Below are 25,088 nucleotides of genomic sequence, written 5' to 3' on the forward strand. Positions count from 1 at the left end.
CAAGAACTTTGATTATCCACAAATAGACAATCACACACACTGTCACGATGATCGCGTGCTTTGCGACTGCCTTAGCCTCCAACCAGTATCCTCTCCTCAAGATTCCTCTGTAGCTTCCCATCGTCAGACCAACAACCAGATCAATCGCCGCAATCGCAAAAAATACATTCCGATAAAGCGGTGCTTCTCTGTAATATGCAGATCCATGGCGTAGCCACTGGGCAAGTAAATAAGATACTTCCAACAATATTAAATCTAACAAAATAAAATCCCAGTGTTTTAACCAACTGGAAGTTTTCTTTCTGTACATAATTAAACCCAACCCTCTTAAACATTACTTTCGTAATTTGTCTCCTCTAACATTTATAACATATTTCGCACAAAAGGTAAAGCAATCCCCCTGTATAATTCTCTTTTTTGACATTTTTTCAACTTTTCGCACAAAAAAGTCATTAGTTTTGTATACTTTTTTTCTTAAAACTAATGACTTTTTAATTATTTATCGATTATTGCATTTTCAATTATAGCTTTTTACCCTTCCCATACAATAATCACCTTTTTTTCTGCTGCAATCTGATTTCTGACAGATTTTCTACTTTTTCAATGCAATGATTGCTTTCACTACATCCTCAATTCCCATCTCAGAGCTATCGATCAGTACTGCATCGTCTGCCTGTTTGAGCGGTGCGATCTCTCTTGTCATATCGCGCTCGTCTCTTTCCTGGATATCCTGCTTGATCTTTCCAAAATCACAGGCTTCTCCTTTTCCTTCCAGTTCTTTGAAACGGCGCATTGCACGGCATTCTACGCTTGCAGTCAGATACACCTTTACATCCGCATGCGGAAGTACATTGGTTCCGATATCTCTTCCGTCCATAACGACATCCTTTTCTTTTGCAAGATTTCTCTGCAGATCCAGAAGCTTTGCTCGTACTGTCGGTACTGCCGAGCTTACAGATGCCATATTTCCAACAGCTTCCTCTCGAAGCTCTCCGGTGATGTTCTCTCCATTTAAATAAACCTGCTGTACACCATTTTCATAACCAAGCTCTACCTTTGCATCCTCGCATGCTGCCTCGATCTTCTCTACTTCTCCCGGTACGATCCCTTTTTTCAGAAAATGTACGGCAAGTCCGCGGTACATTGCCCCGGTATCTACATAGATGAATCCCAGTTCCTTTGCAACCAGTTTTGCGATCGTGCTCTTTCCGGCACCTGCCGGTCCGTCAATTGCGATATTATATCCCATTTTGTATCCTCCCTGTTTCACTCACATTTTGCTGTTCCTGTCCAGATCTGACCGGTTTCTTTTTCCGGCTTTCCGCTGATATTCTCGTCCTCAGCTTTTCTCGACTTCCATCCGGATCATTTCCTGTTTATGCCATCTCTGGATTGTTATGCGATTTCTATATCCCTAAAACTACCAGATATTACTTCCTGCCGCAAATGCAGTCGACCACGCGATCTGCAGGTTGAATCCACCGGTCAGTGCATCCAGATCCAGCACTTCCCCTGCAAAATACAGTCCCTGTACCAGCTTTGATTCCATCGTAGATGGATTGACTTCTTTGACTTTTACACCACCCCGTGTAATAATTGCCTCTTTGAAATCCCGAAGCCCGGTCAGTGTCACAGTAAAATGCTTGATCAGATGGACAAAATTCATCCGCTCTTCTTTTGTGATCACATTGACCTTCTTCTCCGGATCAATGCCGCTTAAGTGGATCATGACCGGAAGTAATTTTGCCGGGAAAAGTCCGGTGACTGCATTTTTAAACTGTTTGTTATGGTTCGCATCAAATTCCCGCAGCACTCTTGCATCCAGCTGTTCTTCGGAAAGTGCCGGTTTCAGATCGATCACCAGCTTTAACTCATGCTTTTTCTGCAGGATTTTACCTACATAGGCACTCGCACTGATGATCAGTGGCCCGCTGACTCCAAAGTGGGTGAATAACATTTCTCCGAAATCACTGTACAGCTCTTTCTTCCCATCATAGACCGTTGCCTGGACATTCCTGAGGGAAAGCCCCATCAGTGCCGGAATATACTCTTCTCTGACATTCATCGGAACCAGTGACGGTGCAGGCTCGGTGATCTTGTGTCCCATCGCTTCTGCGAAACGGTAGCCATCACCGGTTGAACCTGTTGTCTGATAGCTGACACCACCGGTTGCGATAATACAGGCATCCCCATCTTCTCTGCTTCCGTCTGCCATCACAAGGTGGGAGAATCTTCCATCCTCTGCCACAACCTTGTCCACATTGGAATAAAGATGGATGTGCACACCGTTTCGCTTCATTTCCATCTCCAGTGTGCGGATCACATCCGAAGAATGATCCGACTGTGGAAATACACGGTTGCCACGCTCAGTCTTCAGACGCAGACCTGCATTTTCAAAGAAATCCATCACATCCTGATTGGTAAATCCATAAAAACTGCTGTACATGAATTTCTCATTGGATATCATATTCTGGAAAAGCTCTTCTACATCACAGGCATTGGTGACGTTGCATCTGCCTTTTCCTGTGATAAAAAGCTTCTTCCCAAGTTTTTCATTTTTCTCAAATACGTGGACTTCATTGCCATTTTTCGCCGCAAATATGGATGCGAACATACCGGCAGCTCCGCCCCCTACGATCAGTACTTTACTCATTTGATCCTTACCTCATCTTCTACAGGCTCCAGCTCATCTCTGGAATAAACCTGATATTCGTCCCAGATGTCCTCCAGTGTCTCCAGCGTCTCGATGACATCATCCTGCTTCTTCATACAGAGTGCAACCACCAGTGCATTGATCACACTGAGCGGTGCAACCAGGGAATCTACGATGGATGCCATATCACTCTTGGCGATCAGGTTGCAGGAGGAATAGAGATTCATCGGAGAATTCACGCTGTCGGTCAGGGTGATTACCTTTGCTTTCCGGTTGCTGGCAAATTCCAGCGCTTTTAAAGTACGCATGGAATACCGCGGAAAACTGATCCCGATGATCACATCTTCTTCCCCGATCCGGATCAGCTGCTCAAAAATCTCGCTGGAACTGTTGGTATCGACCTCTACCACATCCTCACAGATCAGATTCAGATAGAAAGTCAGGAATTTCGCCAGCGGTGCACAGCTTCGGATTCCAATTACATAAACCTTTTTTGCCGCAAGGATCGTATCCACTGCCAGCTCAAATGCATGATTGTCCACGGATTCCAGTGTCTGCTTGATCTTCTCGATATCAGACTGCAGAACCGTCGCCAGAATCTCACTCCGGTCGATCCGTCCGTAGGTCACTTCCATACGCTGGATGGAATTCAGCTTGGTACGAACCAGCTCTCCCAGTGCTTTCTGGAATTCCGGATAGCCTTTGTATCCAAGCTGTGTCGCGAAACGGACAACCGTTGATTCGCTGACACCAACTGCCTCTCCCATCTTTGCAGCCGTCAGGAAGGCTGCTTTATCATAATTTTCTTTGATGTAATCCGCAAGCCGCTTCTGTCCTTTGCTGAACTTCGGATATCTCTCATCAATTCTTATCAGTAACTCATTTTTTGTGCTCACAATTTGCCTCCAAATAAGAAACGTGCCTTTTTATAAAATCATTTACTTCTATTATAAATAAGGTCACAACCCTTTTTATTATAAGCAAAAGAGCCATAAAATTCAACTCGAATTTTATGGCTCCTGAAGTTACGTTTTGCTCACAAAATACTGTCTGTAACAGCTTTCGTCAGTTCGTCGCTATTATACCGGATAACTTCCGTCTTTTGCAATTGTAGCATCTACTTTCTTCTCCTGTGCCTCGCGGTATTTGAAGAAGTCTGTAGCTACCTGCGGGAAGAGTGCGTAGCTGAGTACGTCTTCATCCTGCTCTTTGTACTGTTCCATCTCTTTTTCAAGAGTAGCAAGTTCATCCGGGATCAGATCTGCCGGACGGCATGTGATAACTTCCGGATTGTCTCCAAGTACTTTCTTAACAACATCCGGGTTGAACGGTTTAACAGTTGCACCGTATTTTCCGCTCAGGATGTCTTTTGTCTCTTTTGTTGCCATCTTGTAGCGTTCGCCCATCAGGACATTGAATACTGCCTGTGTACCAACGATCTGTGATGACGGAGTAACCAGCGGTGGTTCACCAAGGTCTTTACGAACTCTCGGTACTTCTTCAAGTACGTCGTAGAACTTGTCTTCTGCTCCCTGCTCTTTGAGCTGAGAAGTAAGGTTGGAAAGCATTCCGCCCGGTACCTGGTACAGAAGAGTCTTGATGTTAACACCAAGGTTCTTCGGATTGAGAAGTCCGCTGTCAAGTGCTTCGTCACGGATCGGACGGAAGTAATCAGCGATCTCAGCCAGAAGACTCTGGTCAAATCCTGTATCATAAGGTGTTCCTTTGAAAGTCTCAACCATAACTTCTGTTGCTGGCTGGGAAGTTCCAAGTGCGAACGGTGAAATAGCAGTATCGATCACGTCTACACCGGCTTCAACTGCTTTTAAGTATGTCATTGAAGCAACACCTGATGTGTAATGTGTATGCAGCTGGATCGGGATATCAACAGCTTCTTTCAATGCTCCGACAAGTTCTGTTGCCTTGTACGGAAGAAGAAGTCCTGCCATATCTTTGATACAGATAGAGTTTGCACCCATATCTTCGATTCTCTTGGCGATGTCTACCCAGTAATCTAAGGTATAAGCATCTCCAAGTGTATAAGAAAGTGCGATCTGTGCTTCTGCTTTCTCAGCGTTAGCTGCTTTTACTGCTGTCTGAAGGTTTCTAAGGTCATTCAGACAGTCAAAAATACGAATGATATCGATTCCATTTGCAACAGATTTCTTAACGAAGTATTCTACTACGTCATCTGCATATGGACGGTATCCAAGGATGTTCTGTCCACGGAAGAGCATCTGAAGTTTGGTGTTCTTGAATCCGTCACGGAATTTACGAAGTCTTGACCATGGATCTTCATGCAGGAAACGAAGGGATGCATCAAATGTAGCTCCGCCCCAGCATTCTACGGAATGGTATCCGACTTTGTCCATTTTATCTACGATCGGAAGCATCTGTTCTGTGGTAAGTCTTGTTGCGATCAGGGACTGATGCGCATCACGCAGAACTGTTTCCGTAATCTTAATCGGTTTCTTTTCAATTGCTGCCATTATATCTTCCTCCAATTATTATAAGGTTTATTACGCTCCAGGATTGTTATCTCACTGTCAGATACGCGCTGCTCGCAGCGCTAAGGGAACCTGACGGTTTCCTTCTGTGCCTGATGGCACAGTCTGACATTTCGATAGCAACCGCGATTTGCCCTTGCAAGCAAGCAAATCGCTTCCTGTTGCTACATAACTCCGAAAATTGCCATAAATGTTCCGGCTGCTACGGCTGTTCCGATAACTCCGGCTACGTTCGGTCCCATTGCATGCATCAGAAGGAAGTTGGTCGGATCTGCTTCCGCTCCTACTTTCTGGGATACACGGGCTGCCATAGGTACGGCAGATACTCCGGCTGAACCGATCAGCGGGTTAACTTTGCCATGCGTAGCGACGCACATAAGTTTTCCGAACAGGACACCTGCTGCAGTACCGAATGCAAATGCGATAAGACCAAGTACTACGATCTTCAGTGTGCTGACATTCAGGAATGCTTCCGCACTTGTTGTTGCACCTACAGATGTTCCAAGCAGGATAACTACGATGTACATCATTGCGTTGGATGCAGTCTCTGTCAGCTGTCTTACAACACCGGATTCCTTGAACAGGTTACCAAGCATCAGCATACCAACCAGCGGAGCTGTTGTCGGAAGGATCATACATACAACGATTGTTACGATGATCGGGAACAGGATCTTCTCAAGCTGTGTAACCGGACGAAGCTGTCCCATTTTGATCTTTCTTTCCTTCTCTGTTGTGAGAAGCTTCATGATCGGCGGCTGGATGATCGGAACCAGTGACATGTACGAGTACGCCGCCACGGCGATCGGTCCCATCAGAGCCGTCTGCTGGAGCTTACCTGCAAGGAAGATGGATGTCGGTCCGTCTGCTCCACCGATGATGGAAATAGCAGCTGCTGCTTTATCAGAGAAACCAAGAGCCATCGCACCAAGATAAGCTGCGAAAATACCAAACTGTGCTGCCGCACCGAGGAGGAAGCTCATCGGGTTGGCGATCAGCGGTCCGAAGTCAGTCATCGCACCGACACCCATGAAAATAAGTGACGGGAGAATAGACCACTCATCCAGCTGGAAGAAGTAATACAAAAGTCCGCCCGTTCCGTTTGCCGAATCTTCTGCATGAAGCATGATATCCGGGTAAATATTTACCAGGAGCATACCAAATGCAATCGGTACAAGCAGAAGCGGTTCAAACCCATGCTTGATTGCAAGATAAAGGAAAAAACATGCAACTGCGATCATGATGTAGTTACCCCAAGTCAGGTTGAGGAACGCAGTCTGCTGCACGAGGTTTCCCAGTGTGTTAGTGATATATTCCATGTTATAACCTCCTGTTTTTCAAAAGGATGTTGCTCCTTAGTTCAATGTAGCCAGTGTCTGTCCTGCTTCTACTGCATCACCTACTGCTACATCGATACTTGCAACTGTTCCGTCTTCCGGAGCTACAACAGGAATTTCCATCTTCATTGCTTCTACGATAAGAACTGCATCACCGCGGGATACTTTCTGTCCTACGCTTGCTTCGATCTTAAATACTTTTCCGGCTGCACCAGCTTCTACTTTGATGCTTCCTGCTCCGGCTGCTGCTTTCGGAGCTGCCTTTGGTGCTGCTTTCGGAGCTGCCTTTGGTGCTGCTGCAGGTGCTGCAGCTGCTCCGTTTCCGTTTTCTTCTACTGTAACATCATATACGTTGCCGTTAACTGTGATTGTATAGTTTTTCATCTTTAAATCCTCCTGATTCTATTCGCACTATGCATTCCATTTGTTTGATTTTCTTCTCTTGATAGAACGTACTACAAATCCGTCTGTAGTAGTTCCTTCTGCTGCCGCGATCGCTGCTGCGATAACTGCAACAAGTTCGGTATCATCCATTTCTTCTGCTTCTTCTACAGCTGCTGCCACTGCCGGAGCCGGTGCTGCTTTCGGAGCTTCTTCTTTTTTCTTCTTGGATGTACCGTTAAGTAATGCAGGAACGTATTTGATCAGGGAAATGATGAAGCTCATGAAAATAAGCATTACGAATACAGTTCCCATACCAAGTAATGTGTTAAGTCCCGCTTTTTCAAGGATTTCGCTCATACCATAATGAGCATTGACTGTAAATGATTCCAGAGTCATATCTTCATCGAATACGAATTCCAAATCTGCACTTCTGTCAGAAAATGTAGCCGGTGCAGTTACTGTAACTCCTGTAGAAGTTGCTTTGAATTCATAGTCTTTATGACTTTCATAATCGCCGCATTCTTCCAGGGATGCTTTCCATCCTTCCAGTGCAGTTGCAAAATCATCTGCTTCCATCATTACACCGGTCTGGCTTTCAAACTGTGCCATCAGATATCCCTGGTTCCAGTCAGACATCTCTGTGATCTGGTCACTTGAGATGGATCCGCTCTGAATGATATCAAAAACAGAATCACAGGACTGGCTCAGTGTATCTTTATCGTAGCTGACGGTCTTTGCATTTCCGCAGCCTGCAAGGCCGAGCACAAGTACCAGAACTGCGACTATTAAACTAATCTTTTTCTTCACTTCGCTTCACCTCGCTAAATTGTTCCGTGTTTTTTGGATGGTCTTTCTTCCCTTTTTGTAAATAACATCTCAAATGCACCGATCACATATTTTCTTGTATCTGCCGGTTCGATGATGGTATCTACATATCCTCTTCCTGCTGCTGAGAGCGGGCTTGACTGAAGTGCTTTGTATTCTTCTGTCTTTGCTTTTAATGTGCCTGCATCTGCATCTGTGTACATGATCTTAGCTGCCATATCTGCTGCCATCATTCCGATCTCAGCTTCCGGCCATGCGTATACCATGTCTGCACCGATGGCTTTGCTGTTCATGGTCACATATGCACTTCCGAATGCTTTGCCTGTGATCACATTGACTTTCGGTACAGTTGCGTCTGCAAATGCATAAGTGAGAGCTGCCATCTCTCTTGCAAGGTTCTTTTCTGAGCATGCAGATGCCTTAAGTCCTTTTACATTTGTAAGTGTCAGTACCGGAATTCCGAATGCATCACAGAATTTAACGAAAGCGGTTGCTTTCTTGCATCCCATTGCTGAGAGTGTGCCATCGAATTCTTCTGCTGTGTTTCCTTCTTCATCATATACTTTTGAGCGGTTGGCAACAGCGCCTACTGTCATTCCGTTCAGACGGATGAAGCCTGTTACCATATCTTTTGCATATGCTTTCTTTGTCTCAATGAACACACCATTGTCAGAGATCATAGAAAGAGCAAGTGCTGCATCTTCTGCTGCGTTCTCAAGATCTGCACATACTCTGTTCAGATCGTCTGTGCATTCATCGTATGCATCGTTGTCTTCGTTGTTAGCCGGAAGAATTGCTACGAGTGAGCGGATCTCGTCAAGAATTTCTTCTTCGCTTCCCACACCGTCAACGATTCCGGATTCTTCACTCTGGAATTTTGCGCTTGCTGTATCGCATTTGTCCGCGGTGTTGCCCGGAATGGTGTTCGGAGAGTTTACGAATAATTTTCCGTTCTCTGCCATGAATGTAAAATCAGAAAGTGCTGCTGCCGCTGCCAGTCCACCACCGCAATTGCCGAATACTGCTGTGATCTGTGGAATTACGCCAGAAGCCATAGCCTGTTTGTAATAGAAGCTTCCGAATGCGTTCAGTGCGTCAGTTGCTTCCTGAAGACGAAGTCCTGCGCAGTCGATCAGACCGATCACCGGTGCGCCCATCTTCATTGCCATATCATAAATGTTCGCAATCTTCTTTGCGTGCATCTCGCCGATGGTTCCGTTCAGTACAGATGCGTCCTGGCTGTATACATATACCAGGTTTCCATCGATCACACCGTAACCTGTGATGACGCCATCTGTCGGAGCTTTTTTCTCCTGCATGTTGAAATCTGTTGCTCTTGCAGTTACCTGTCCACCGATTTCAACAAAGCTTCCCTCATCGAGCAAATTGGCAATTCTTAAGCTCGCCGGGTTTGATGATGTTGTGTTGCTCATAAATCTAGCCCTCCATTTTTATAAATTTAATAATTAAATCAAATTTTCTGCCGTGTATATTATACTTGCTTTTTATGCAATACGCAACTGTTTTTGATAAGTTTTCTCTTATTTTGTTAAATTTTCGACAAGTAACTTTTACGTGCAAAAAAGCCTCTGCAACGCAGAAGCCTTTTCTTACATAAACATATTCCCTGTTCCAACATAACGGATACCGTCTTCAAAGACTCTCTTTCCGCCAAGCGTAACAAATTTTACATCTTTTAATCTGGTGATATCCCGGCTTAAGTCACCGCCAACTACCAGAAGATCTGCATCCAGTCCTTCCGCAACAAGTCCGCGTTCTTTTTCCACACCCAGTACCTTTGCCGGGTTGGAGGTTGCCACCTGTACTGCCTGCACCGGTGTAATTCCGTATTCCACCATATATTGCAGTTCTCTCGGAAGCGGCAGGAGCGGAGAATGATACATCACCATATCGGTGCCGGCAAGAACCGTCACACCCGTATCATAAAATTCTTTAAAATGATCCCGGTACGCTTTGTATGCCGGTTCAAAGAATTCATAATTTGCCATCTCTTTTTGCATGACAGGATCGCTGACCGGTGCATCGCCATTCTTCTCGATATTTTCCTTGCACAGTTTATAGAGATAAGTATATGCCATGATTGTCGGTGTCCAGGCAATACCTTTTTCTGCCATCTGCTTAGCATGATCCAGCGTCATAAAGGTTCCATGTTCGATCGTGTCAAATCCGGCATCAATGCACATCTGAATCCCCGGATTGGTCCCGGCATGCACGCCACACTTGATTCCTCTTCTGTGGCACTCATCCACCGCCGCATCCAGTTCTTCCTGGGTAAACTCCGGATATGGTTCCCGGTTGGTGGTCAGGATCTTCACCCATTCCGCTCCGTCACGCACCTGCTTACGGATCTCTTTGCGGATTGCCCACGGACCGTCCATTTCCTCTACCTCTTCCCAGGCATGCCCGCCTGTCATGCAGATTCCAGTATCCGTATGCACGATTCTCGGGATCACGATAAATCCCTTCTTTTCTGCCAGTTTCAGATTCTTGCATACACCATGTGCAGAAGACATATCCCGCACCGTGGTGATCCCTCTTTCAAATGCAGACTGCGCATGCTGCAACGCATATAACATGATCAGCTGTGGTCCATAATTAAAGCTGTCCGGCTGGGAATATCCATAAGCCAGATGCGCATGCATATCCATAAGTCCCGGAAGAAGTGTCGCATCACCATACTCCTTAACTTCCTCCTGCGGAAATTCTTTCAGCAACTCTTCTTTCGGTGCGATTTTTCCGATCTTTCCATCCTTTCCAACATAGACTGCCTTATCCGTAAGAACGGTCTTTCCATCTCCTGTAATCAGATATTTCGTACTGATAATCATCCCTTGATCCCTCTTTAATTCCTTTATTTTTCAAATACACGCAGCCCTTTCATGCTGCCTCTCTCCCGTTGCATTCATTCTTTAACATTTTAAAGCGCAACCATCTTGAAGTGTATTATACTTGTTTTTTCAAGCCGGCGCAACCGTTTTCCACAGAATCTATTAAATATTTTGCAATTTTTAATCCGTTTTACGTCCAAAACTTTATACGGATACACTTGCACTTTTCATTTTACTCACAACATCGTTTGACAATCAATATTAAAATTTTGCGATTCCCAGGTCTGTGTCTAAAGATTACAGCGCAGATTTAAAAAAAGAAAACCCTTATCCGGCAAACCACCAGATAAGGATTTCCTCTATTCTTTATACTTTATTAGGATGACAACATTTTTATTACAGTGTGATCAGCGCATCTGTAATATTCGTAATTCTGCGGTATCCATCTTCTGTGATCAGGAAATCATCTTCCTGACGGACACCACCGATTCCCGGAATGTAAATTCCAGGTTCGATCGTATGAACCATTCCCGGCTGAAGGACCACTTTACTGCCGGTGCAGATATACGGCTGTTCATGAATATCCAGTCCGAAGTTGTGTCCCGGACCATGTGGAATATGATAGCCTGCATCTTCCACTACATTCACGATGATATCTCTGAGCTCGCCCATAACCATTCCCGGTTTCAGGCTGTTCTGTCCGGCATCCTTTGCTTTTCTGACTACGTCAAACATCTTGTAAAGCTCCGGATTCTTGGCTTTTCCTACTGCAACAGTACGGGTAATGTCCGAGCAGTATCCGTGATAATAAGTTCCGAAATCAATCGTCACAAAATCACCAAGCTGGATTTTTCTGTCGGATGCCGTCGCATGACAGTTTGCTCCGTTATCCGGACCAGATGCTACGATCGTCTCGAAGCAGAATCCTGAACCGCCACAGCTTCTGAACTGATATTCCAGTTCATTTGCAATATCGATCTCTGTAACGCCCGGTTTGATCACATCAAGCAGTGCATAGAAAGATCTCTCTGAGATCCGGCATGCCTGTTCGATCGTCTCGATTTCTTCCGGTGTCTTGATCGCACGTAAAGGTTCTACATAAGAGCCTTCGGAAACGAATTTTGTATCAGGAGCCTGGCTTACCAGATCCTGATAATCGTCAAACGTAAGATCTGCTCCACAGATTGCACACTGTTTTACTCCTGCTTCTGCCGCCAATTTACCGGTCTGGCTGAAGTAATTCAGTCCTTCACCATAGACAACAACTTCAAATCCTTCTGTTTCCTGTGCGGCCTGGAATTCAAACCGACCGTCTGTCACAAAATAATTTTTCTGTTCTGTCAGAAGCAGGACTGCAACTCCATATTCTCCGGTAAAGCCGGTCAGATACTTGATGTCGCTGCCTTTGCTGATCACAATTCCGTCATGACCGTTTTTCTTTGCAGCATCTACAATTGTCTGAATGCGTGTATTCATTGTTCCATCTCCTACTGAATGAAATCCCAGTTGAATTTCATATTTTCATCATATGATTTGTATGGTTTTCCATCAATATCATAGATATTTACATTATAATGCCAAGGTTCCGGAAGTGTCTTCTCCGGATAAATGTGCTTCATCAGCTCATATCCTTCCGGATCATAGACCTTCAGTTCCTCTCTTGTATTGACCGGTCCGCGGATACCATCCCATCGTCCGTCAACACCTTCCTGCATAACATTGAACCAGACAGTACTTAAGGTTGCAAAATACTCTTCGTAATTGCTGATCGCATAAGTGTCCGGCCACAAACCATTGTCGCTGGCATGCTGATATGCTTTCCGGATCATGTCTGCAAGCGTCTGGTCTTTCAGACCATTCATTCCAACCAGATGGATCGCATGTCCGAATTCATGGACAAGGATCATCTCATTTGGATAACTGGTTGCATATCTTCCGGTTCTGAGACGGATCACATTTGCCTCAGAAATAGAGGATGCCGGATTCGTCATCTCGCCGCCGTAACCTGCCACATGGCGGGTTGCAAGCAGATATCCCATTCTGTGTTCCGGGACATCATAAGCATTCTCAAGCAGTCCGAACACAGATACCTCTGCGCCTCTGCGGACAAGCTCTTCTGCTACTTCCGGGATCTTTTCAAGCATCATATCAATAATTGCAAGTGCTTTATCCACTACGGCCGGTGTTGTTTTTTCTCCGGCTTTTACTACAATGCCGGAGGTTCCTTTTTTGCGGACTACATAATATGGCTGATACACGGTCTGGTAAACCTTTTCATTGTCTGCCGGTCTGTCTTTTACATCAGTCAGCTTTCCGACAACCTGTACGGTAACCTCTCCTGCACATTCCGGATCAACCGGATGAACCAGGGAAAGTGTGGTGCGCATGGATTCTTTCTGGTATACCGTACCATAATCCCATGTCATATCACTGGTCCAGTGTACCAGTTCCTGTACTTCCCCTTTGTATTTTACCAGATAATCGTTTTCATTATCAGCACGGCGCATCTGTTCGCCCCAATAAATCTCAATTCTTCTGTCATCGATCAGAATGACTTTTTCGACCGGTGCATAATTACAATTCTCTGACATTTATTTTTCATCCTCCTGAAACATAAACTTATTTTCTGATCTTTTATGCTTCTGCGTTCTTGTCCAGTCCCATTCCGACTGCAAGTTTTTTACTGAAGATTGCTACAACCGCACCAACTGCACATACACCCAAACCGATTGCTACGAAGAACGGAATTTCGCTTCCTTCTTTGTAGAAGTTTGTGAGCAGCGTGTTAAGAGCAGCTCCTGTAGACTGTGACATTGACCAGATTGTCATCATCTGTGTCATGAATGCCTTCGGTGCTGCAACAGCCGTGATCGAGTAACCGATCGGGCAGGTAAATCCTTCACCAAGCATCAGGATTGCGTAGAATAATACGATCCACCATGCGCTGACTTTTGCATCTCCAGGATAGATTACATAGAGGAGTGCAATGATTAAAGCTCCAACTCCCCAGAAGATTGTTCCGATACCCATCTTTGTGGTTCCATATGGCTGTTTCTTTCCGAGTTTTGTCCATACTGCTGTCAGGATACTTCCGATGATAACTGCAAATACTGCAGGGATTGTCTGCATAGATGCTGCAGGCACTTCAATTCCGAACAGTACACGGTTAACCTTTTCTTCATAGAAGATTGCAAGGATTGAAATTGTCTGTGTCCAGATCAGCAGGGTAACTGCGTTACAGATGAACGGTGGAACCAGGCAGAGGATTTTTTTCTTCTCATGTGGCTCTGTCTTTTTACTTCTGTAAATAACTACCAGGTATGCGATCGGGATAATGATCGATACAGTACTGATTACATTTGAGAATACAGAAATACTTAATGTTCCTGTTGCAAAAAGCGTTGCAAGAACAACTGCGCAGATAACAAGTACAACGATCATCTTTGTGATGAAAGAACGTTTCTTATCATCCGGAAGCGGATCATCCGGTTCAATACCGATATTACCGAAGAACGGTTTGTATGTAACTGCATATACAACGATACCCAGGAATGCAAGGACTGCACATGCCGCGAATGCTACATGGTATCCGAGTGCTGCTGCGATTGCGCCGGAAAGTACCGGAGCTGCTGCACCAATGTTGGAAATTACATAAGAAATCGTATAAGCGCTGTCACGTCTTCCATCGGATTCATCATAGAATTTTCCAAGAAGAGCATCCAGACATCTGCCACCGAACATCGGTCCGATTGCCAGACATCCCATAGCGATTCCATAACCAGGAACGCCAAGTGGTAATGCAAGGCATACATATCCAATAAACGAAAGTGATCTTGCTATAAATAAAGACTTCCGGCATCCTAAGATACGGTCGCAGACAAAGCTTCCGACAATACCTGTCAGTACGACAACTGTTGAATATAAAGAGATCAGCTGTGCTGCATTTGCCTTGCTGAATCCAAGTCCTTCCGGTGCATTTGCGTATAAGTAGTAAATCAGTACCGCACTCATCGCATAGTTTGCGAAAGAGTTACAAAGCTGCATAAAGCTCAGGGTTCCCACACCCTTTGGCTGTCCTAAAAAGGCGGTTTGTTTTCTTAACGCCTCATCATGTTCGTTCATTATTTTTCCCTCCAAAATAACCTTTTGTATTCTATTCATCCAACAAAAAACAATCGTTAATTGTTTCCCCATCCTCAGATGTCTTCACTCCTCCTTTTTTCATAATTTTTAACCTTTGTTTTTTATTATGAACATACAAGTATCTTACTTTTTTTGTTTACTTTGTCAATATTTTTGCCTATAAATATGAATTTATGTTCATATTTATAAACATTGATAAAAAAAGAACGCAAAAAACGTCTTTTTACCCGTTTTTGCGCCCTTTTTTCGTCATTTTTATGTATTATTTATTTCTGGTTGCGGAACTGTACCGGTGTGATATTGTACGCCTTCTTGAAAAGTCTGTTGAAATGCTCTACATTCTGGTATCCAACGGTCAGTGCAATATTTTCAACGGTCATGCTGCTGCTCTTTAACAGGGCACGTGCCTTTTTCATTCTGACTTTTTTGACAATATCCCCGAAAGTCATTCCGGATTTTTCTTTGATATATTTGGAAAGGTATGGTTTGGACAGGAAGAATTTCTCTGCAAGATCATCCAGAGATACATCCAGATAATTTGCCTGGATATAGTTCATGATCTCTACCATTCTTTCATCTTTACATTCATTCGCATTCTTCAGTTCATCGATCTTGTTGACGGCAACTGTCAATGCTTCAATAGAAGCTTTGATGATATCGGCATCAATTCCGACTCCCCAGTAGGTCTTTCCATTGCAGATGACACCTACATAAGCACATGCCTTGGAAGAAGAACCACGTGTCAGGGAATGTTCTTCGTAGAAGCTCAGTTCATAGCTGATACCAAAGTACTGTTTGATCGCATTGCTGACTGCGTCAAGACGTCCGTTACCGCCTGCTGTTACCACACGTTTTCCATTTGCATGGGAAATGGTTGCATCTGCCATAATACCATCTTCCTGTTTGAAGTGGCATTCATCGATAGAGAAGATTCCTTTGTAATTTACATAGTGATCTTCAAAAATGTGGTATACCCAGTCCGGAGTCAGCTCTTTGTGTGCTTTATCGGATACATCTTTTACCATGTAGCCGACTTCTTCACGCATTTCTTTCGGAACGCTGATTCCAAAGTTCTGCTTCAGAATGTAGCTTACACCGCCTTTTCCTGACTGGCTGTTGATACGGATAACATCTTTATCGTAAGTTCTTCCGATGTCCTTCGGATCGATCGGCAGATACGGTACGGTCCAGTGATCTCTTTCTTCTGCTTCACGCCATGCCATACCTTTTGCGATGGCATCCTGGTGGGAACCGGAGAATGCGGTAAATACCAGATCTCCTGCATATGGCTGTCTTTCATAGACATGCATTCTGGTCAGACGTTCATAGATCTCACGGATTTTAGGAATGTCAGTGAAATCCAGTCCCGGATCTACACCCTGCGAGAACATATTGAGTGCCAGTGTCACGATATCCACATTACCGGTACGTTCTCCATTTCCAAATAAGGTTCCTTCGATACGGTCTGCGCCTGCAAGAATACCCATCTCAGCAGTTGCCACACCACATCCACGGTCATTGTGCGGGTGAAGGCTGAGTACAACCCCGTCACGGTATTTCAGGTTCTTGTCTACATATTCTACCTGCCCTGCAAATACATGCGGCATTGCGTTTTCTACGGTTGTCGGAATGTTGATGATGACTTTTTTATCTTTTGTCGGCTGCCATACATCCAGTACTGCATTGCAGACATCCACTGCATAGTCCACCTCTGTTCCTGAAAAGCTTTCCGGACTGTACTCGAAAGTAAAGTTTCCTTCTGTCTGATCAGCAAGCTGTTTCAACAGTTTTGCTCCGTCGATGGCGATCTGTTTTACCTGTTCTTTATCTTTTTTGAAAACCTGTTCTCTCTGTGCAACAGAGGTTGAGTTGTACACATGGATCACAGCATGTGGTGCTCCCTGTACGGCTTCGAAGGTACGTTTGATGATGTGCTCTCTTGCCTGTGTCAGTACCTGGACAGTCACGTCATCCGGGATCATGTCTTTCTCGATCAGGGTACGCATGAACTGGTATTCTGTCTCAGATGCTGCCGGAAATCCGACTTCGATCTCTTTGAATCCCACATCGACTAATAACTGGAAGAATTCCAGCTTTTCATCCAGACTCATCGGCTCGATCAGTGCCTGGTTTCCATCACGCAGGTCAACGCTGCACCAGATTGGCGGTGCGTCTACATAATCTTTTTTCACCCAGTCATATTCAAATTTCGGAGGCATGAAATATTGTCTCTCGTATTTTTTACAGTTTTCCATTTTGTTTCTCTCCTTTTATTTAACGGGAAAGGGCGGCATCTGCTTTTTCTTCTGTTCATATGAAAAAACAAGGAATTTTTCATAAAAATCACACAATTCGCCTTATTCCTGACTTTTCACAAATATCCGTCAACTTTCTTGTCTTATTTTGTTGTCTAACTTATCCTAACATATCTTATCGTGAAAGTCTATTGATGAATTTAAGCAATTTTCTTGATCTATTTTATTCTTCTCGTGTTTTAAAAATTAAACTGGTAAAACATTTCACACATTTTCATGGCTATCCAGGTAAATGTTCTCCGTCTGACTGTTTCTTTTACAACTGCCTGGCAGCTCCCCCATTTCTCCCCGTTTAAGAGATACGTGATCTGTCCGACCGGTGTTCCGCTTTTCACCGGCGCATCCAGTTTTTCCGGTACTTCTGTCTTTTCTTCTGCCACGTCATCTTCTCCTACCAGAATCTTACCCGGACTTTCGTTTCCTTTGATTTCCAATTCCACTGCTGCTTTTCCAAACAAACCATTTTGGGAAACACCGTTTTCCACGGGTATTTTCGAAAGCTCCGGTATTTTCCACACTTCAGCATAACGATAATGCGCCATTCCGTACTCCATCAGTTTTCTGGTATCTGCCCATTTATAATTCTTGTTGTTTGGCCAGCCACAGGCAAGCAGTGCCACCACGAATGTACGCCCCTCACTCTGCAAAGCTCCCACATAGCAGTATCCGGCATCCCCGGTAAACCCTGTTTTCCCGGAAATCGCCCCATCCATCATCTGAAGAAATGCATTGTGGTTATTGCAGCTAAAATTCCCCTTCCCTTCAGCATCAGAAAAGCTGTATGCCGGTGTTTGCGTGATCGCAAGAAATTCTGCGGCTTTGGGAGAATGCAGGACACAGTAACTCATGATTTTCGCCAGATCTGCGGCTGAAATGCTGTGCACACCGTCCGCGTCCTCTCCATCCAGTCCGTTTGGCGTAACAAAATGTGCCTCCGTGCATCCAATCTCTTCTGCCTTTTCATTCATCCACCTGGCAAATTGCGGAACGGATCCTGCAAGGTGTTCCGCGATCGCCACTGCAGAATCATTATGGGATTCCAGCATCAGGGAATATAGAAGATCCCCCAGATAAAACGCCTCCCCTTCGTGCATTCCCAGATGAACCTTCGGCTGTGCGACCGCATTTGCAGAGGCTGTCACCAGGTCCTTCGGATTTCCCTTTTCCAGTGCAAGAATGCAGGTCATGATCTTCGTTGTACTTGCCATCGGGCGCATTACATGCTCTTCTTTTCCGAGCAGAACTCTGCCGCTGTCCGCATCCACCAGCGCAGCGGAGCGCGCATAGAGCCGGGTAAGAAGCTGCTCCCTTTCCTGTTCACGGTTTTCTTTTTCCTGTGCAGCCTGCTCATTCGAGACCTGTTCCTTTTGCTGCGTAGTTTCCATTATCTGTGTCCGTTCATTTTCTTCCGCAAGCACTTTCCCAGACAGAACCTTACCCCGACTTTCTTCTGCGGATTCTCTCCATAGCATCTTTCCTTGAAAAATCTGCAAACTAAAAAAGAATACCATGCACGCTGCCAGAATTCCTCTTCTGCTCCGTGCCGGTATTCCATTCTTCTTCTTTTCTTTCTTTTTCATGCGCCCCGGTCTCCCTCCTGTTCTTTTCTGTTCCATTTTATGAACAGGGACGGACGTTTATACTATGGATTCCATTTTAAATATTCAGCCGGATCTGTGCTTCATCTTCCGCTTCTTCTTTGAAGGTTTCCAGCTTCTCCGGTTCAATGCCCGGGAGATCATCTAAGGACTGCACACTGAATCTGCGCAGAAATTCTTCGGTTGTTCCAAAAAGCAGCGGACGTCCCGGTGCATCAAGGCGTCCAAGCTCGCAGACCAGATTGTACTCGATCAGCTTGTTTACCGCATGATCCGATTTGACCCCACGGATCTTCTCAATCTCCAGCTTGGTGATCGGCTGACGGTAAGCAATGATTGAAAGTGTCTCCAGCATGACATCTGTCAGGACATACTTTTTCGGCTGCTTTGCGATCCGGATCAGATACTCATACATCTCCGGTTTGGTACAGAGCTGATATGCATGATCCAGTTCAATGATCCGGATGCCACGCTCCTCTTTCTGATACTTGTCCATCATATTATGGATAAGTTTCTCCGTCGTCGGCACGTCCTGCTCGATCGCGGATGCGATCTTACTCACCTCGACCGAATCTCCCATAGTGAACAGGATTGCCTCTATGATACTCTCCAACTGTTTTGTTCTCATTTTCTTCTATACTCCTTGCCGCAGTCCCTCGTCCGATGTAATGATGATATCATCAAACGTATGTTCCTGATATACCTGTATCTCTCCTGTCTTCATCAGCTCCAGCACCGCCAGGAAGGTGACAATGATCTGCACCCTGGATGCCTGCTTTTTCAGGAGATCCCGGAAACTGAATCTATGATGTACCTTTGCATACTCATAAACATATTCCAGTTTCTCCGGAAGCGTAACCTCTTCTTTCTCGATCTTACCGAACTTACTTCGGATCGGATCCGTCTTATCTGCCTGTCTTTTCAGGATATCCTGAAAAATATCATTCAGCTTCGTCAGTGTCAGCCCGTCAAGAAGCGTATCCAGATCTACCGGTTCCTCGTATTCCTTTACTTCATCCGGAATGGTCGCTCCCTTGTAGAACAATTTTTCCCCGTCCACCTGACGGTCACGCAGTTCATAAGACATGTATTTGTACATCTTGTACTGCAAAAGCTGCTCTACCAGTTCCTGACGCGGATCTTCTTCCTCTCCCTCTTCATTGATTTCCTTTGGAAGAAGCATCTTGCATTTGATGTCCAGAAGTGTCGCCGCCATGACCAGGAACTCACTCATGACATTCAGGTCTTCTCTGTCCATCGCCTGGATATATTCCATATACTGGTTGGTGATCTCTACGATCGGAATATCGTAGATGTCTATTTTATTTTTATCGATCAAATGTAAGAGCAGATCCAGAGGTCCCTCAAAAACCTGCAGCTTTACCGGTATTCCTTTTCCCATAGATATCCTTTCCAGTCAAATTGTCGCTAACCTTATTTATTATACAGGAAAGCCGGGATGATATCAAGCACGACTAACTCTGCCGGATTCCAGAAGCGGAAATTGATCGTGTGGGTTCCGAGCCCTTTGCTGACCACAATATATTTCCCGTCTTTTTCATAACAGTCCCCGCTGTAGCGTGGAAACAGACGGAACTGCGGACTGATCACACCACCAAGCAGTGGAAGTCTGGCAATCCCGCCATGTAAATGTCCGGACAGCACCAGGTCTGCTCCCCACTTCCAGTAGGTTTCTGCGTAAAGCGGATGATGTGCCATCAGAATGCAGTATGCGTCTTTCTCCGCACTGCCGGCTCTCTCTTTGATTTCGCCAGTCGTAAGCGGGCACACCTTCCATCCTTTTTTATAGCATCCAAATGGAAGCTCCATTCCATATAAGCGAAGCTTCATCCCGTTTACCCGGATCTCTTCTGATCCATTCACCAGGACATGGATCCCTGCCTTTTTCAGTTCGTTCTCATAATATCCATATTCTTTGCCGTAAATCTCCGGCTGCTCATGCATTCTCTGCTCATGATTGCCATTACAGCACCAGACCGGTGCGATCTGTGGAAGTTTTTTCATCAAATCCGCTGCCGGTGTCCAGTCTCTTCCGGCTTTCCCGACCAGCATATCGCCGCCTGCCAGGATCAGATCCGGCTTTGCTTCCCTGATCGCCGAAAGCAGCTCCTCATTCTCTTTTCCATAGATATGATTATGCAGATCACTTAAGAAAACAATCCGTACTTTTCCGGCATCTCTCTTTATTTTACTGGTCCTGATCTGGTACCTTGTAATCTTGAAGCAGTGCAGCTCCCGCCATACTTCTGCAAGAACTGCTGCTGCAAAAATCACCAGTATCAATACGATAATCCCTGTTGCCTTCATCTCTTCCCTCTTTCGTTATACCATCATTTCTTCCAGTATTTTAAGGAATGCGCCACCAAATGTCAACTCCGCAACATCTTCCGTCGCATAAACCGGAACGCTTCCGATGGTTTTCTCATTCAGCCGGTAAATGACTTCTCCGATCTGGTCGCCTTTCTTTACCGGGGCAGTCTGCTTCTGCATCCGTACCTCTTTTTCCACGGCAGACAGATCTGATCCACTGGTATCCACATACCGGAAGCCCTCCGGCGTCTCTCCCTTTGCCTTCTCCTGCATTCCATGTTTCACTTCGGCATACACAATTTTTTCCAGTGCCCTTTCATCCTGGTAAATACTGCATTTTCCAAAGCCATAGTTTAACATGGCAATGGCATCCTTTACCCGTGTCTTGGAATCCGGCTCTGCCATCACAACCGCAATCATATCGATCCCGTCTTTTCTTGCCGTCGCAGACAAGCAGAACTTCGCACCGCTTGTGGATCCGGTCTTCAGTCCAGTTGCGTATTCGTACTGCCGGATTAGTTTATTGGTATTACTCAGTCCGAATTCACTGCTGCCCTTTGCCGTAGTGTGGGTAATATTTTCCATCCAGATTGTTGAGTAGTTCTCGATCTGTGGATACTTCGTGATCAGTTCCCGTGACATCAGTGCAATGTCTCTCGCTGTCGTCAGATGCCCTTCCGTGTCCAGTCCATTACAGTTGACAAAATGGGTATTCGTCATTCCAAGCCCTGCCGATCTCTGATTCATCTTTTCCACAAAAGCCGGTTCACTCCCGGCAATCTTTTCTGCCATCGCCACGCAGGCATCATTGGCACTTGCCACAGCAATACACTTGATCATCGTATCCACAGTCTGCTTCTCGCCCGCTTCCAGAAATACCTGGGATCCGCCCATCGATGCGGCGTACTCAGAAGTTGTGACCTCGGTATCCGGCGTGATCGTTCCATCTGCCAGCGCATCAAAGATCAGGAGCAGTGTCATAACCTTCGTCACACTCGCCGGTGGCTTTTTCTCATCCGCATTTTTTTCAAAGAGAACCTGCCCGCCGGAAGCTTCCATAATAACTGCGGACTCAGCAGATAGTTCCAGACCGGTCAGATTGCCCGAATTATCTCCGTTCGTCTGCTCCGGATCCTCCTGCCGAATCACATCCTGCATAGCTTTCGGTCTTTCTCCCGGCTCGAAAACATCTGCCGCCCGGACCGGAATTCCATATACGGTCTGCACGCACAGAAGCATGCCAAGCAGACCTGCCAGAAATTTGCGCATCATAAGACTCCTTTTTCCATCCATCGATACTATATAAATAAGCCTCCTGACAGGAAAATAGAACCTTTCTTTATACTTCCCGGTTCATTTTTTCTCCTTCCTCATTGAACCAGTCCATTGCCTGACAGATTCCTTCTTCTGCAAATGGGAATTCTCTCTTTGTGATCTTTTCCTGTGGGATTTTATCATAAATAAACGGTCCTTCCCAGATACTTCCTACAAGAATTGTTTCTGAATTTTCCTCATCGGTCTTTTTTTCCTCTTTCGCCAGGCGATAGTTCATTTTTCCCATGCTTCCGTTAAATTTCGCTTTTTTATAAAAATTCAGCGGAAAAAGCTGCATTCTTTCTAACATATTTTTCACCTCAAAAACCGGCACAGAAACTGGGGGATTTCTGTGCCGGTACTCTATTTTTTATACAATTATATCAATAAGTCGGAGGAATGTCTATACTATGCAGTCTTCTGATCTGCCTCATATTTTGCAGCAGCTTCGTTGATCGCATCTCTCATGATCTCGATTGCCTGATCTACGTGTTCTTTTGCAAGGATCAGTGGCGGGATCATACGGTTTACGCTGTCGCCGATCGCTGTGATCAGAAGTCTTCTTCTGAAGCATGCCCATTTTACTTCAAGAGCGATCGGAATATCGTATTCGCATCCTACCAGAAGTCCTTTTCCTCTTGCTTCTTTTACATGTGGAAGCTCTGCAAGCTTTTCTTTCATGTATTCGCCCATTACTTTTGCATTTCCACTTAAATCTCTGTCGAGGATTTCAGAAATAGAAGCAAGAGATGCGGCACATGCAAGTGGATGTCCACCGTATGTAGAACCATGTGTTCCTGATGTAAATACTGCAGCTACTTCTTCGCTTGCGCAGCATGCACCGATCGGCATTCCGCCTCCCATTGCCTTTGCCATCGTTACACAGTCAGGTTTTACGCCATATCCCATAAATGCCATTGGAGATCCTGTACGTCCCCATCCGGTCTGTACTTCATCGAGAAGGAGAAGCATGCCTCTTTCATCACAAAGCTTACGAAGTCCTTCGATGAATTCCTGTGTTGCCGGATGTACACCGCCTTCGCCCTGTACCGGCTCGATCATGATCGCGATCGTGTTATCTGTTACTTTTGCCTTGAAATCTTCAAGGTTGTTATATTCTGCGTAGGAGAATCCCGGAAGCATCGGTTTGAATCCAAGCTGACATGCGTTATCCGGCTGTCCTGTTGCGGAAAGTGCTCCGTATGTTCTTCCGTGGAAGCCATTGATTGCTGTTACGATATGGTAATGTTCCGGACCGTATTTTTCAACGCCGTATTTTCTTGCCATCTTGATCATACATTCATTGGCTTCTGTTCCTGAGTTCTGGAAGAAAATCTTATCCATTCCGATCGTGTCACAGATCTTCTTTGCGAGAAGTGCCTGTGGAATTGTGTATGGATAGTTGAATGTATGCATGATATCATCAAGCTGGTCTTTTACTGCTGCGACAACCTTCGGATTTCTGTTACCTGGTGTATTTACGGCAACTCCACCATAAAAGTCGAGGTAAGCTACCCCTTTTTCATCATAGAGATACATACCTTCTGCACGTTCTGCGATAAAATCATATCTCGCATAGGTTTCTACCATATATTTTTTTACAATGTCCTTTAATTCTTCTGCTGTAAGTCCTGTGTCTTTGAGTTTCATAAGAATCTCCTCGCTTTCCTTCTTTTGATCATATACTACTTCATGCTATTCGTTCCGGACTTCGAATAAAAATGTGTAAAAGAATGTGCCTTTTGTTTAGCAGGAAGTTTCTTCGGAATTTTCCGCCAAACAAAAAGACGCCATGTACTAACTGTACATGACGTCCTTGTCGTTTACAAGACACAGTATAGACCACAGTCTATGGTTTTGTCAACAACAATTATGCTAAAAAATTATCTTTCATTTTGTCTTTTGCTTGTTCAATCTGCTGTATCTGCTCCTCATCCGTGCTTTCCTGAAGATTTTCTTTCTTCTGGCGGTAAATCGTCGCAGAGAAATCCATAATGTATCCGATCAGGATCAGATTGCCAATTGCACGCCCTGCACGAACCGGTATCATGGCAACAAACGCTGCAACAATATTCTGCAGGAACATAAAAAGGAACAACGTATAGAATCCCCAGGCGATCGAACTTTCCAGACAGATGATCCCTCTGTAGTTAAACGGCTTCTCATGGTAATCCCACCAGATCTCACCGAAAATGCGCTTCATCACAAGTGCCGTCAGAAATTCCAGTGTCGTCGCAAGGAAAGATCCAAGGAAAAACAGCAGCATACTGTTATCACTGTACGGACGCAATATAAAAAATACCGTAAGCGCACCAAACCCGTAAATCGGGCAAAACGGACCTTTTGCAAAGCCCCTGTTCGTAATCTTATGATTACAAAATGACATATAGATGGATTCCACCAGCCATCCCATCATGCTGTAGGTCAGGAACCACATCACAACCTCATATCCATCAATTCCAAATATTATCTTATTCCACCACATAAAATTTTCCTGTAAAAATGGAGGGTTTATGAATCATAAACCCTCCATTATTGTTCTGCACATATTAGTTATATTTACGTTTTCTAGCAGCTTCAGATTTCTTTTTACGTCTAACGCTTGGTTTTTCGTAATGTTCTCTTTTGCGAATCTCCTGCTGAATTCCTGCTTTTGCACAGTTTCTTTTGAATCTGCGTAAAGCACTATCTAACGTTTCGTTTTCTTTAACGATTACATTTGACATAGTCTCACACCTAACCTCCCCTCCAGCCTGGTATTGTGCATCATACGACTGTTCGGGTATATTTATTGCACTACATTAGATTATATCATATTTTTCCTCTCAGTCAAGA

At 44.9% G+C, this 25,088-nt stretch carries 22 protein-coding genes and 1 pseudogene; all 23 read right to left on the reverse strand.

The window, feature by feature from the left end:
- A pseudogene (locus ACYQ5K_RS00840) lies at window positions 1–310 on the reverse strand (sugar transferase); the annotation flags it as partial.
- A 282-nt stretch (window positions 311–592) separates the two neighbouring features.
- Complete coding sequence (gene cmk, locus ACYQ5K_RS00845) at window positions 593–1,249, reverse strand: (d)CMP kinase (RefSeq protein ID WP_173688433.1); 657 nt, start codon at window positions 1,247–1,249, stop codon at window positions 593–595.
- Between the two features lie 171 nt (window positions 1,250–1,420).
- A complete protein-coding gene (locus tag ACYQ5K_RS00850) occupies window positions 1,421–2,653 on the reverse strand; it encodes a BaiN/RdsA family NAD(P)/FAD-dependent oxidoreductase (protein ID WP_173688434.1) in 1,233 nt (410 codons plus the stop codon).
- Complete coding sequence (locus ACYQ5K_RS00855; protein WP_008369203.1) at window positions 2,650–3,549, reverse strand: MurR/RpiR family transcriptional regulator; 900 nt, start codon at window positions 3,547–3,549, stop codon at window positions 2,650–2,652. The genes ACYQ5K_RS00850 and ACYQ5K_RS00855 overlap by 4 nt, the downstream gene beginning before the upstream one ends.
- 183 nt (window positions 3,550–3,732) lie before the next feature.
- Window positions 3,733–5,142 (reverse strand): oxaloacetate decarboxylase subunit alpha, encoded by a 1,410-nt coding sequence (locus tag ACYQ5K_RS00860; protein WP_022219914.1) that lies wholly within the window; start codon window positions 5,140–5,142, stop codon window positions 3,733–3,735.
- Window positions 5,143–5,324: 182 nt separating this feature from the next.
- A complete protein-coding gene (locus ACYQ5K_RS00865; protein ID WP_173688435.1) occupies window positions 5,325–6,476 on the reverse strand; it encodes a sodium ion-translocating decarboxylase subunit beta in 1,152 nt (383 codons plus the stop codon).
- A gap of 36 nt (window positions 6,477–6,512) precedes the next feature.
- Window positions 6,513–6,878, reverse strand: a complete 366-nt coding sequence (locus tag ACYQ5K_RS00870) for a biotin/lipoyl-containing protein (protein WP_173688436.1) — start codon at window positions 6,876–6,878, stop codon at window positions 6,513–6,515.
- Window positions 6,879–6,905: 27 nt separating this feature from the next.
- Window positions 6,906–7,685, reverse strand: coding sequence for an OadG family transporter subunit (locus ACYQ5K_RS00875; protein WP_459777171.1), 780 nt, complete (start codon window positions 7,683–7,685; stop codon window positions 6,906–6,908).
- A gap of 14 nt (window positions 7,686–7,699) precedes the next feature.
- The gene (locus ACYQ5K_RS00880; RefSeq protein ID WP_459777172.1) at window positions 7,700–9,136 is read right to left on the reverse strand and encodes an acyl-CoA carboxylase subunit beta; all 1,437 of its coding nucleotides are present in this window, start codon (window positions 9,134–9,136) and stop codon (window positions 7,700–7,702) included.
- Window positions 9,137–9,313: 177 nt separating this feature from the next.
- Window positions 9,314–10,552 carry a metal-dependent hydrolase family protein gene (locus tag ACYQ5K_RS00885; protein WP_459777173.1) on the reverse strand — a complete coding sequence of 413 codons (1,239 nt, stop codon included), beginning with the start codon at window positions 10,550–10,552 and terminating at the stop codon, window positions 9,314–9,316.
- 396 nt (window positions 10,553–10,948) lie between these two features.
- Complete coding sequence (locus ACYQ5K_RS00890; RefSeq protein ID WP_178025851.1) at window positions 10,949–12,028, reverse strand: M24 family metallopeptidase; 1,080 nt, start codon at window positions 12,026–12,028, stop codon at window positions 10,949–10,951.
- Between the two features lie 11 nt (window positions 12,029–12,039).
- The gene (locus ACYQ5K_RS00895) at window positions 12,040–13,143 is read right to left on the reverse strand and encodes a hypothetical protein (protein ID WP_022219910.1); all 1,104 of its coding nucleotides are present in this window, start codon (window positions 13,141–13,143) and stop codon (window positions 12,040–12,042) included.
- Window positions 13,144–13,186: 43 nt separating this feature from the next.
- On the reverse strand, window positions 13,187–14,674 hold the full coding sequence (locus ACYQ5K_RS00900) for a peptide MFS transporter (protein WP_178025850.1): 1,488 nt from the start codon (window positions 14,672–14,674) through the stop codon (window positions 13,187–13,189).
- Window positions 14,675–14,961: 287 nt separating this feature from the next.
- On the reverse strand, window positions 14,962–16,950 hold the full coding sequence (locus ACYQ5K_RS00905) for a 2-isopropylmalate synthase (protein WP_195231451.1): 1,989 nt from the start codon (window positions 16,948–16,950) through the stop codon (window positions 14,962–14,964).
- Window positions 16,951–17,189: 239 nt separating this feature from the next.
- A complete protein-coding gene (locus ACYQ5K_RS00910; RefSeq protein WP_459777174.1) occupies window positions 17,190–18,590 on the reverse strand; it encodes a D-alanyl-D-alanine carboxypeptidase family protein in 1,401 nt (466 codons plus the stop codon).
- Window positions 18,591–18,666: 76 nt separating this feature from the next.
- Window positions 18,667–19,236: an SMC-Scp complex subunit ScpB gene (gene scpB / locus ACYQ5K_RS00915; RefSeq protein ID WP_173688444.1), complete on the reverse strand. Its 570-nt coding sequence runs from the start codon at window positions 19,234–19,236 to the stop codon at window positions 18,667–18,669.
- Between the two features lie 6 nt (window positions 19,237–19,242).
- On the reverse strand, window positions 19,243–20,010 hold the full coding sequence (locus ACYQ5K_RS00920) for a segregation and condensation protein A (RefSeq protein WP_459777175.1): 768 nt from the start codon (window positions 20,008–20,010) through the stop codon (window positions 19,243–19,245).
- Between the two features lie 32 nt (window positions 20,011–20,042).
- Window positions 20,043–20,936, reverse strand: a complete 894-nt coding sequence (locus ACYQ5K_RS00925) for a metallophosphoesterase (protein ID WP_173688446.1) — start codon at window positions 20,934–20,936, stop codon at window positions 20,043–20,045.
- A 15-nt stretch (window positions 20,937–20,951) separates the two neighbouring features.
- Window positions 20,952–22,208, reverse strand: a complete 1,257-nt coding sequence (locus ACYQ5K_RS00930; RefSeq protein WP_173688504.1) for a D-alanyl-D-alanine carboxypeptidase family protein — start codon at window positions 22,206–22,208, stop codon at window positions 20,952–20,954.
- Window positions 22,209–22,278: 70 nt separating this feature from the next.
- On the reverse strand, window positions 22,279–22,563 hold the full coding sequence (locus tag ACYQ5K_RS00935; RefSeq protein WP_022219906.1) for a hypothetical protein: 285 nt from the start codon (window positions 22,561–22,563) through the stop codon (window positions 22,279–22,281).
- Window positions 22,564–22,661: 98 nt separating this feature from the next.
- The gene (locus ACYQ5K_RS00940) at window positions 22,662–23,903 is read right to left on the reverse strand and encodes an aspartate aminotransferase family protein (RefSeq protein ID WP_173688447.1); all 1,242 of its coding nucleotides are present in this window, start codon (window positions 23,901–23,903) and stop codon (window positions 22,662–22,664) included.
- Window positions 23,904–24,123: 220 nt separating this feature from the next.
- Entirely contained in the window at window positions 24,124–24,738 is a 615-nt protein-coding gene (locus ACYQ5K_RS00945; protein ID WP_173688448.1) for a putative ABC transporter permease, read from the reverse strand.
- A 64-nt stretch (window positions 24,739–24,802) separates the two neighbouring features.
- Window positions 24,803–24,979 (reverse strand): 30S ribosomal protein S21, encoded by a 177-nt coding sequence (gene rpsU / locus ACYQ5K_RS00950; RefSeq protein WP_004054229.1) that lies wholly within the window; start codon window positions 24,977–24,979, stop codon window positions 24,803–24,805.
- Window positions 24,980–25,088 lie beyond the last annotated feature (109 nt).

It is taken from the genome of Allocoprococcus similis (assembly GCF_054660775.1).

Coding starts and splice junctions, on each gene's coding strand:
- cmk (WP_173688433.1), bottom strand. CDS start 1,249: ATGGGATATAATATCGCAATTGACGGACCGGCAGGTGCCGGAAAGAGC.
- ACYQ5K_RS00850 (WP_173688434.1), bottom strand. CDS start 2,653: ATGAGTAAAGTACTGATCGTAGGGGGCGGAGCTGCCGGTATGTTCGCA.
- ACYQ5K_RS00860 (WP_022219914.1), bottom strand. CDS start 5,142: ATGGCAGCAATTGAAAAGAAACCGATTAAGATTACGGAAACAGTTCTG.
- ACYQ5K_RS00865 (WP_173688435.1), bottom strand. CDS start 6,476: ATGGAATATATCACTAACACACTGGGAAACCTCGTGCAGCAGACTGCG.
- ACYQ5K_RS00870 (WP_173688436.1), bottom strand. CDS start 6,878: ATGAAAAACTATACAATCACAGTTAACGGCAACGTATATGATGTTACA.
- ACYQ5K_RS00880 (WP_459777172.1), bottom strand. CDS start 9,136: ATGAGCAACACAACATCATCAAACCCGGCGAGCTTAAGAATTGCCAAT.
- ACYQ5K_RS00885 (WP_459777173.1), bottom strand. CDS start 10,552: ATGATTATCAGTACGAAATATCTGATTACAGGAGATGGAAAGACCGTT.
- ACYQ5K_RS00890 (WP_178025851.1), bottom strand. CDS start 12,028: ATGAATACACGCATTCAGACAATTGTAGATGCTGCAAAGAAAAACGGT.
- ACYQ5K_RS00895 (WP_022219910.1), bottom strand. CDS start 13,143: ATGTCAGAGAATTGTAATTATGCACCGGTCGAAAAAGTCATTCTGATC.
- ACYQ5K_RS00900 (WP_178025850.1), bottom strand. CDS start 14,674: ATGAACGAACATGATGAGGCGTTAAGAAAACAAACCGCCTTTTTAGGA.
- ACYQ5K_RS00905 (WP_195231451.1), bottom strand. CDS start 16,950: ATGGAAAACTGTAAAAAATACGAGAGACAATATTTCATGCCTCCGAAA.
- ACYQ5K_RS00910 (WP_459777174.1), bottom strand. CDS start 18,590: ATGAAAAAGAAAGAAAAGAAGAAGAATGGAATACCGGCACGGAGCAGA.
- scpB (WP_173688444.1), bottom strand. CDS start 19,236: ATGAGAACAAAACAGTTGGAGAGTATCATAGAGGCAATCCTGTTCACT.
- ACYQ5K_RS00920 (WP_459777175.1), bottom strand. CDS start 20,010: ATGGGAAAAGGAATACCGGTAAAGCTGCAGGTTTTTGAGGGACCTCTG.
- ACYQ5K_RS00925 (WP_173688446.1), bottom strand. CDS start 20,936: ATGAAGGCAACAGGGATTATCGTATTGATACTGGTGATTTTTGCAGCA.
- ACYQ5K_RS00930 (WP_173688504.1), bottom strand. CDS start 22,208: ATGCGCAAATTTCTGGCAGGTCTGCTTGGCATGCTTCTGTGCGTGCAG.
- ACYQ5K_RS00935 (WP_022219906.1), bottom strand. CDS start 22,563: ATGTTAGAAAGAATGCAGCTTTTTCCGCTGAATTTTTATAAAAAAGCG.
- ACYQ5K_RS00940 (WP_173688447.1), bottom strand. CDS start 23,903: ATGAAACTCAAAGACACAGGACTTACAGCAGAAGAATTAAAGGACATT.
- ACYQ5K_RS00945 (WP_173688448.1), bottom strand. CDS start 24,738: ATGTGGTGGAATAAGATAATATTTGGAATTGATGGATATGAGGTTGTG.
- rpsU (WP_004054229.1), bottom strand. CDS start 24,979: ATGTCAAATGTAATCGTTAAAGAAAACGAAACGTTAGATAGTGCTTTA.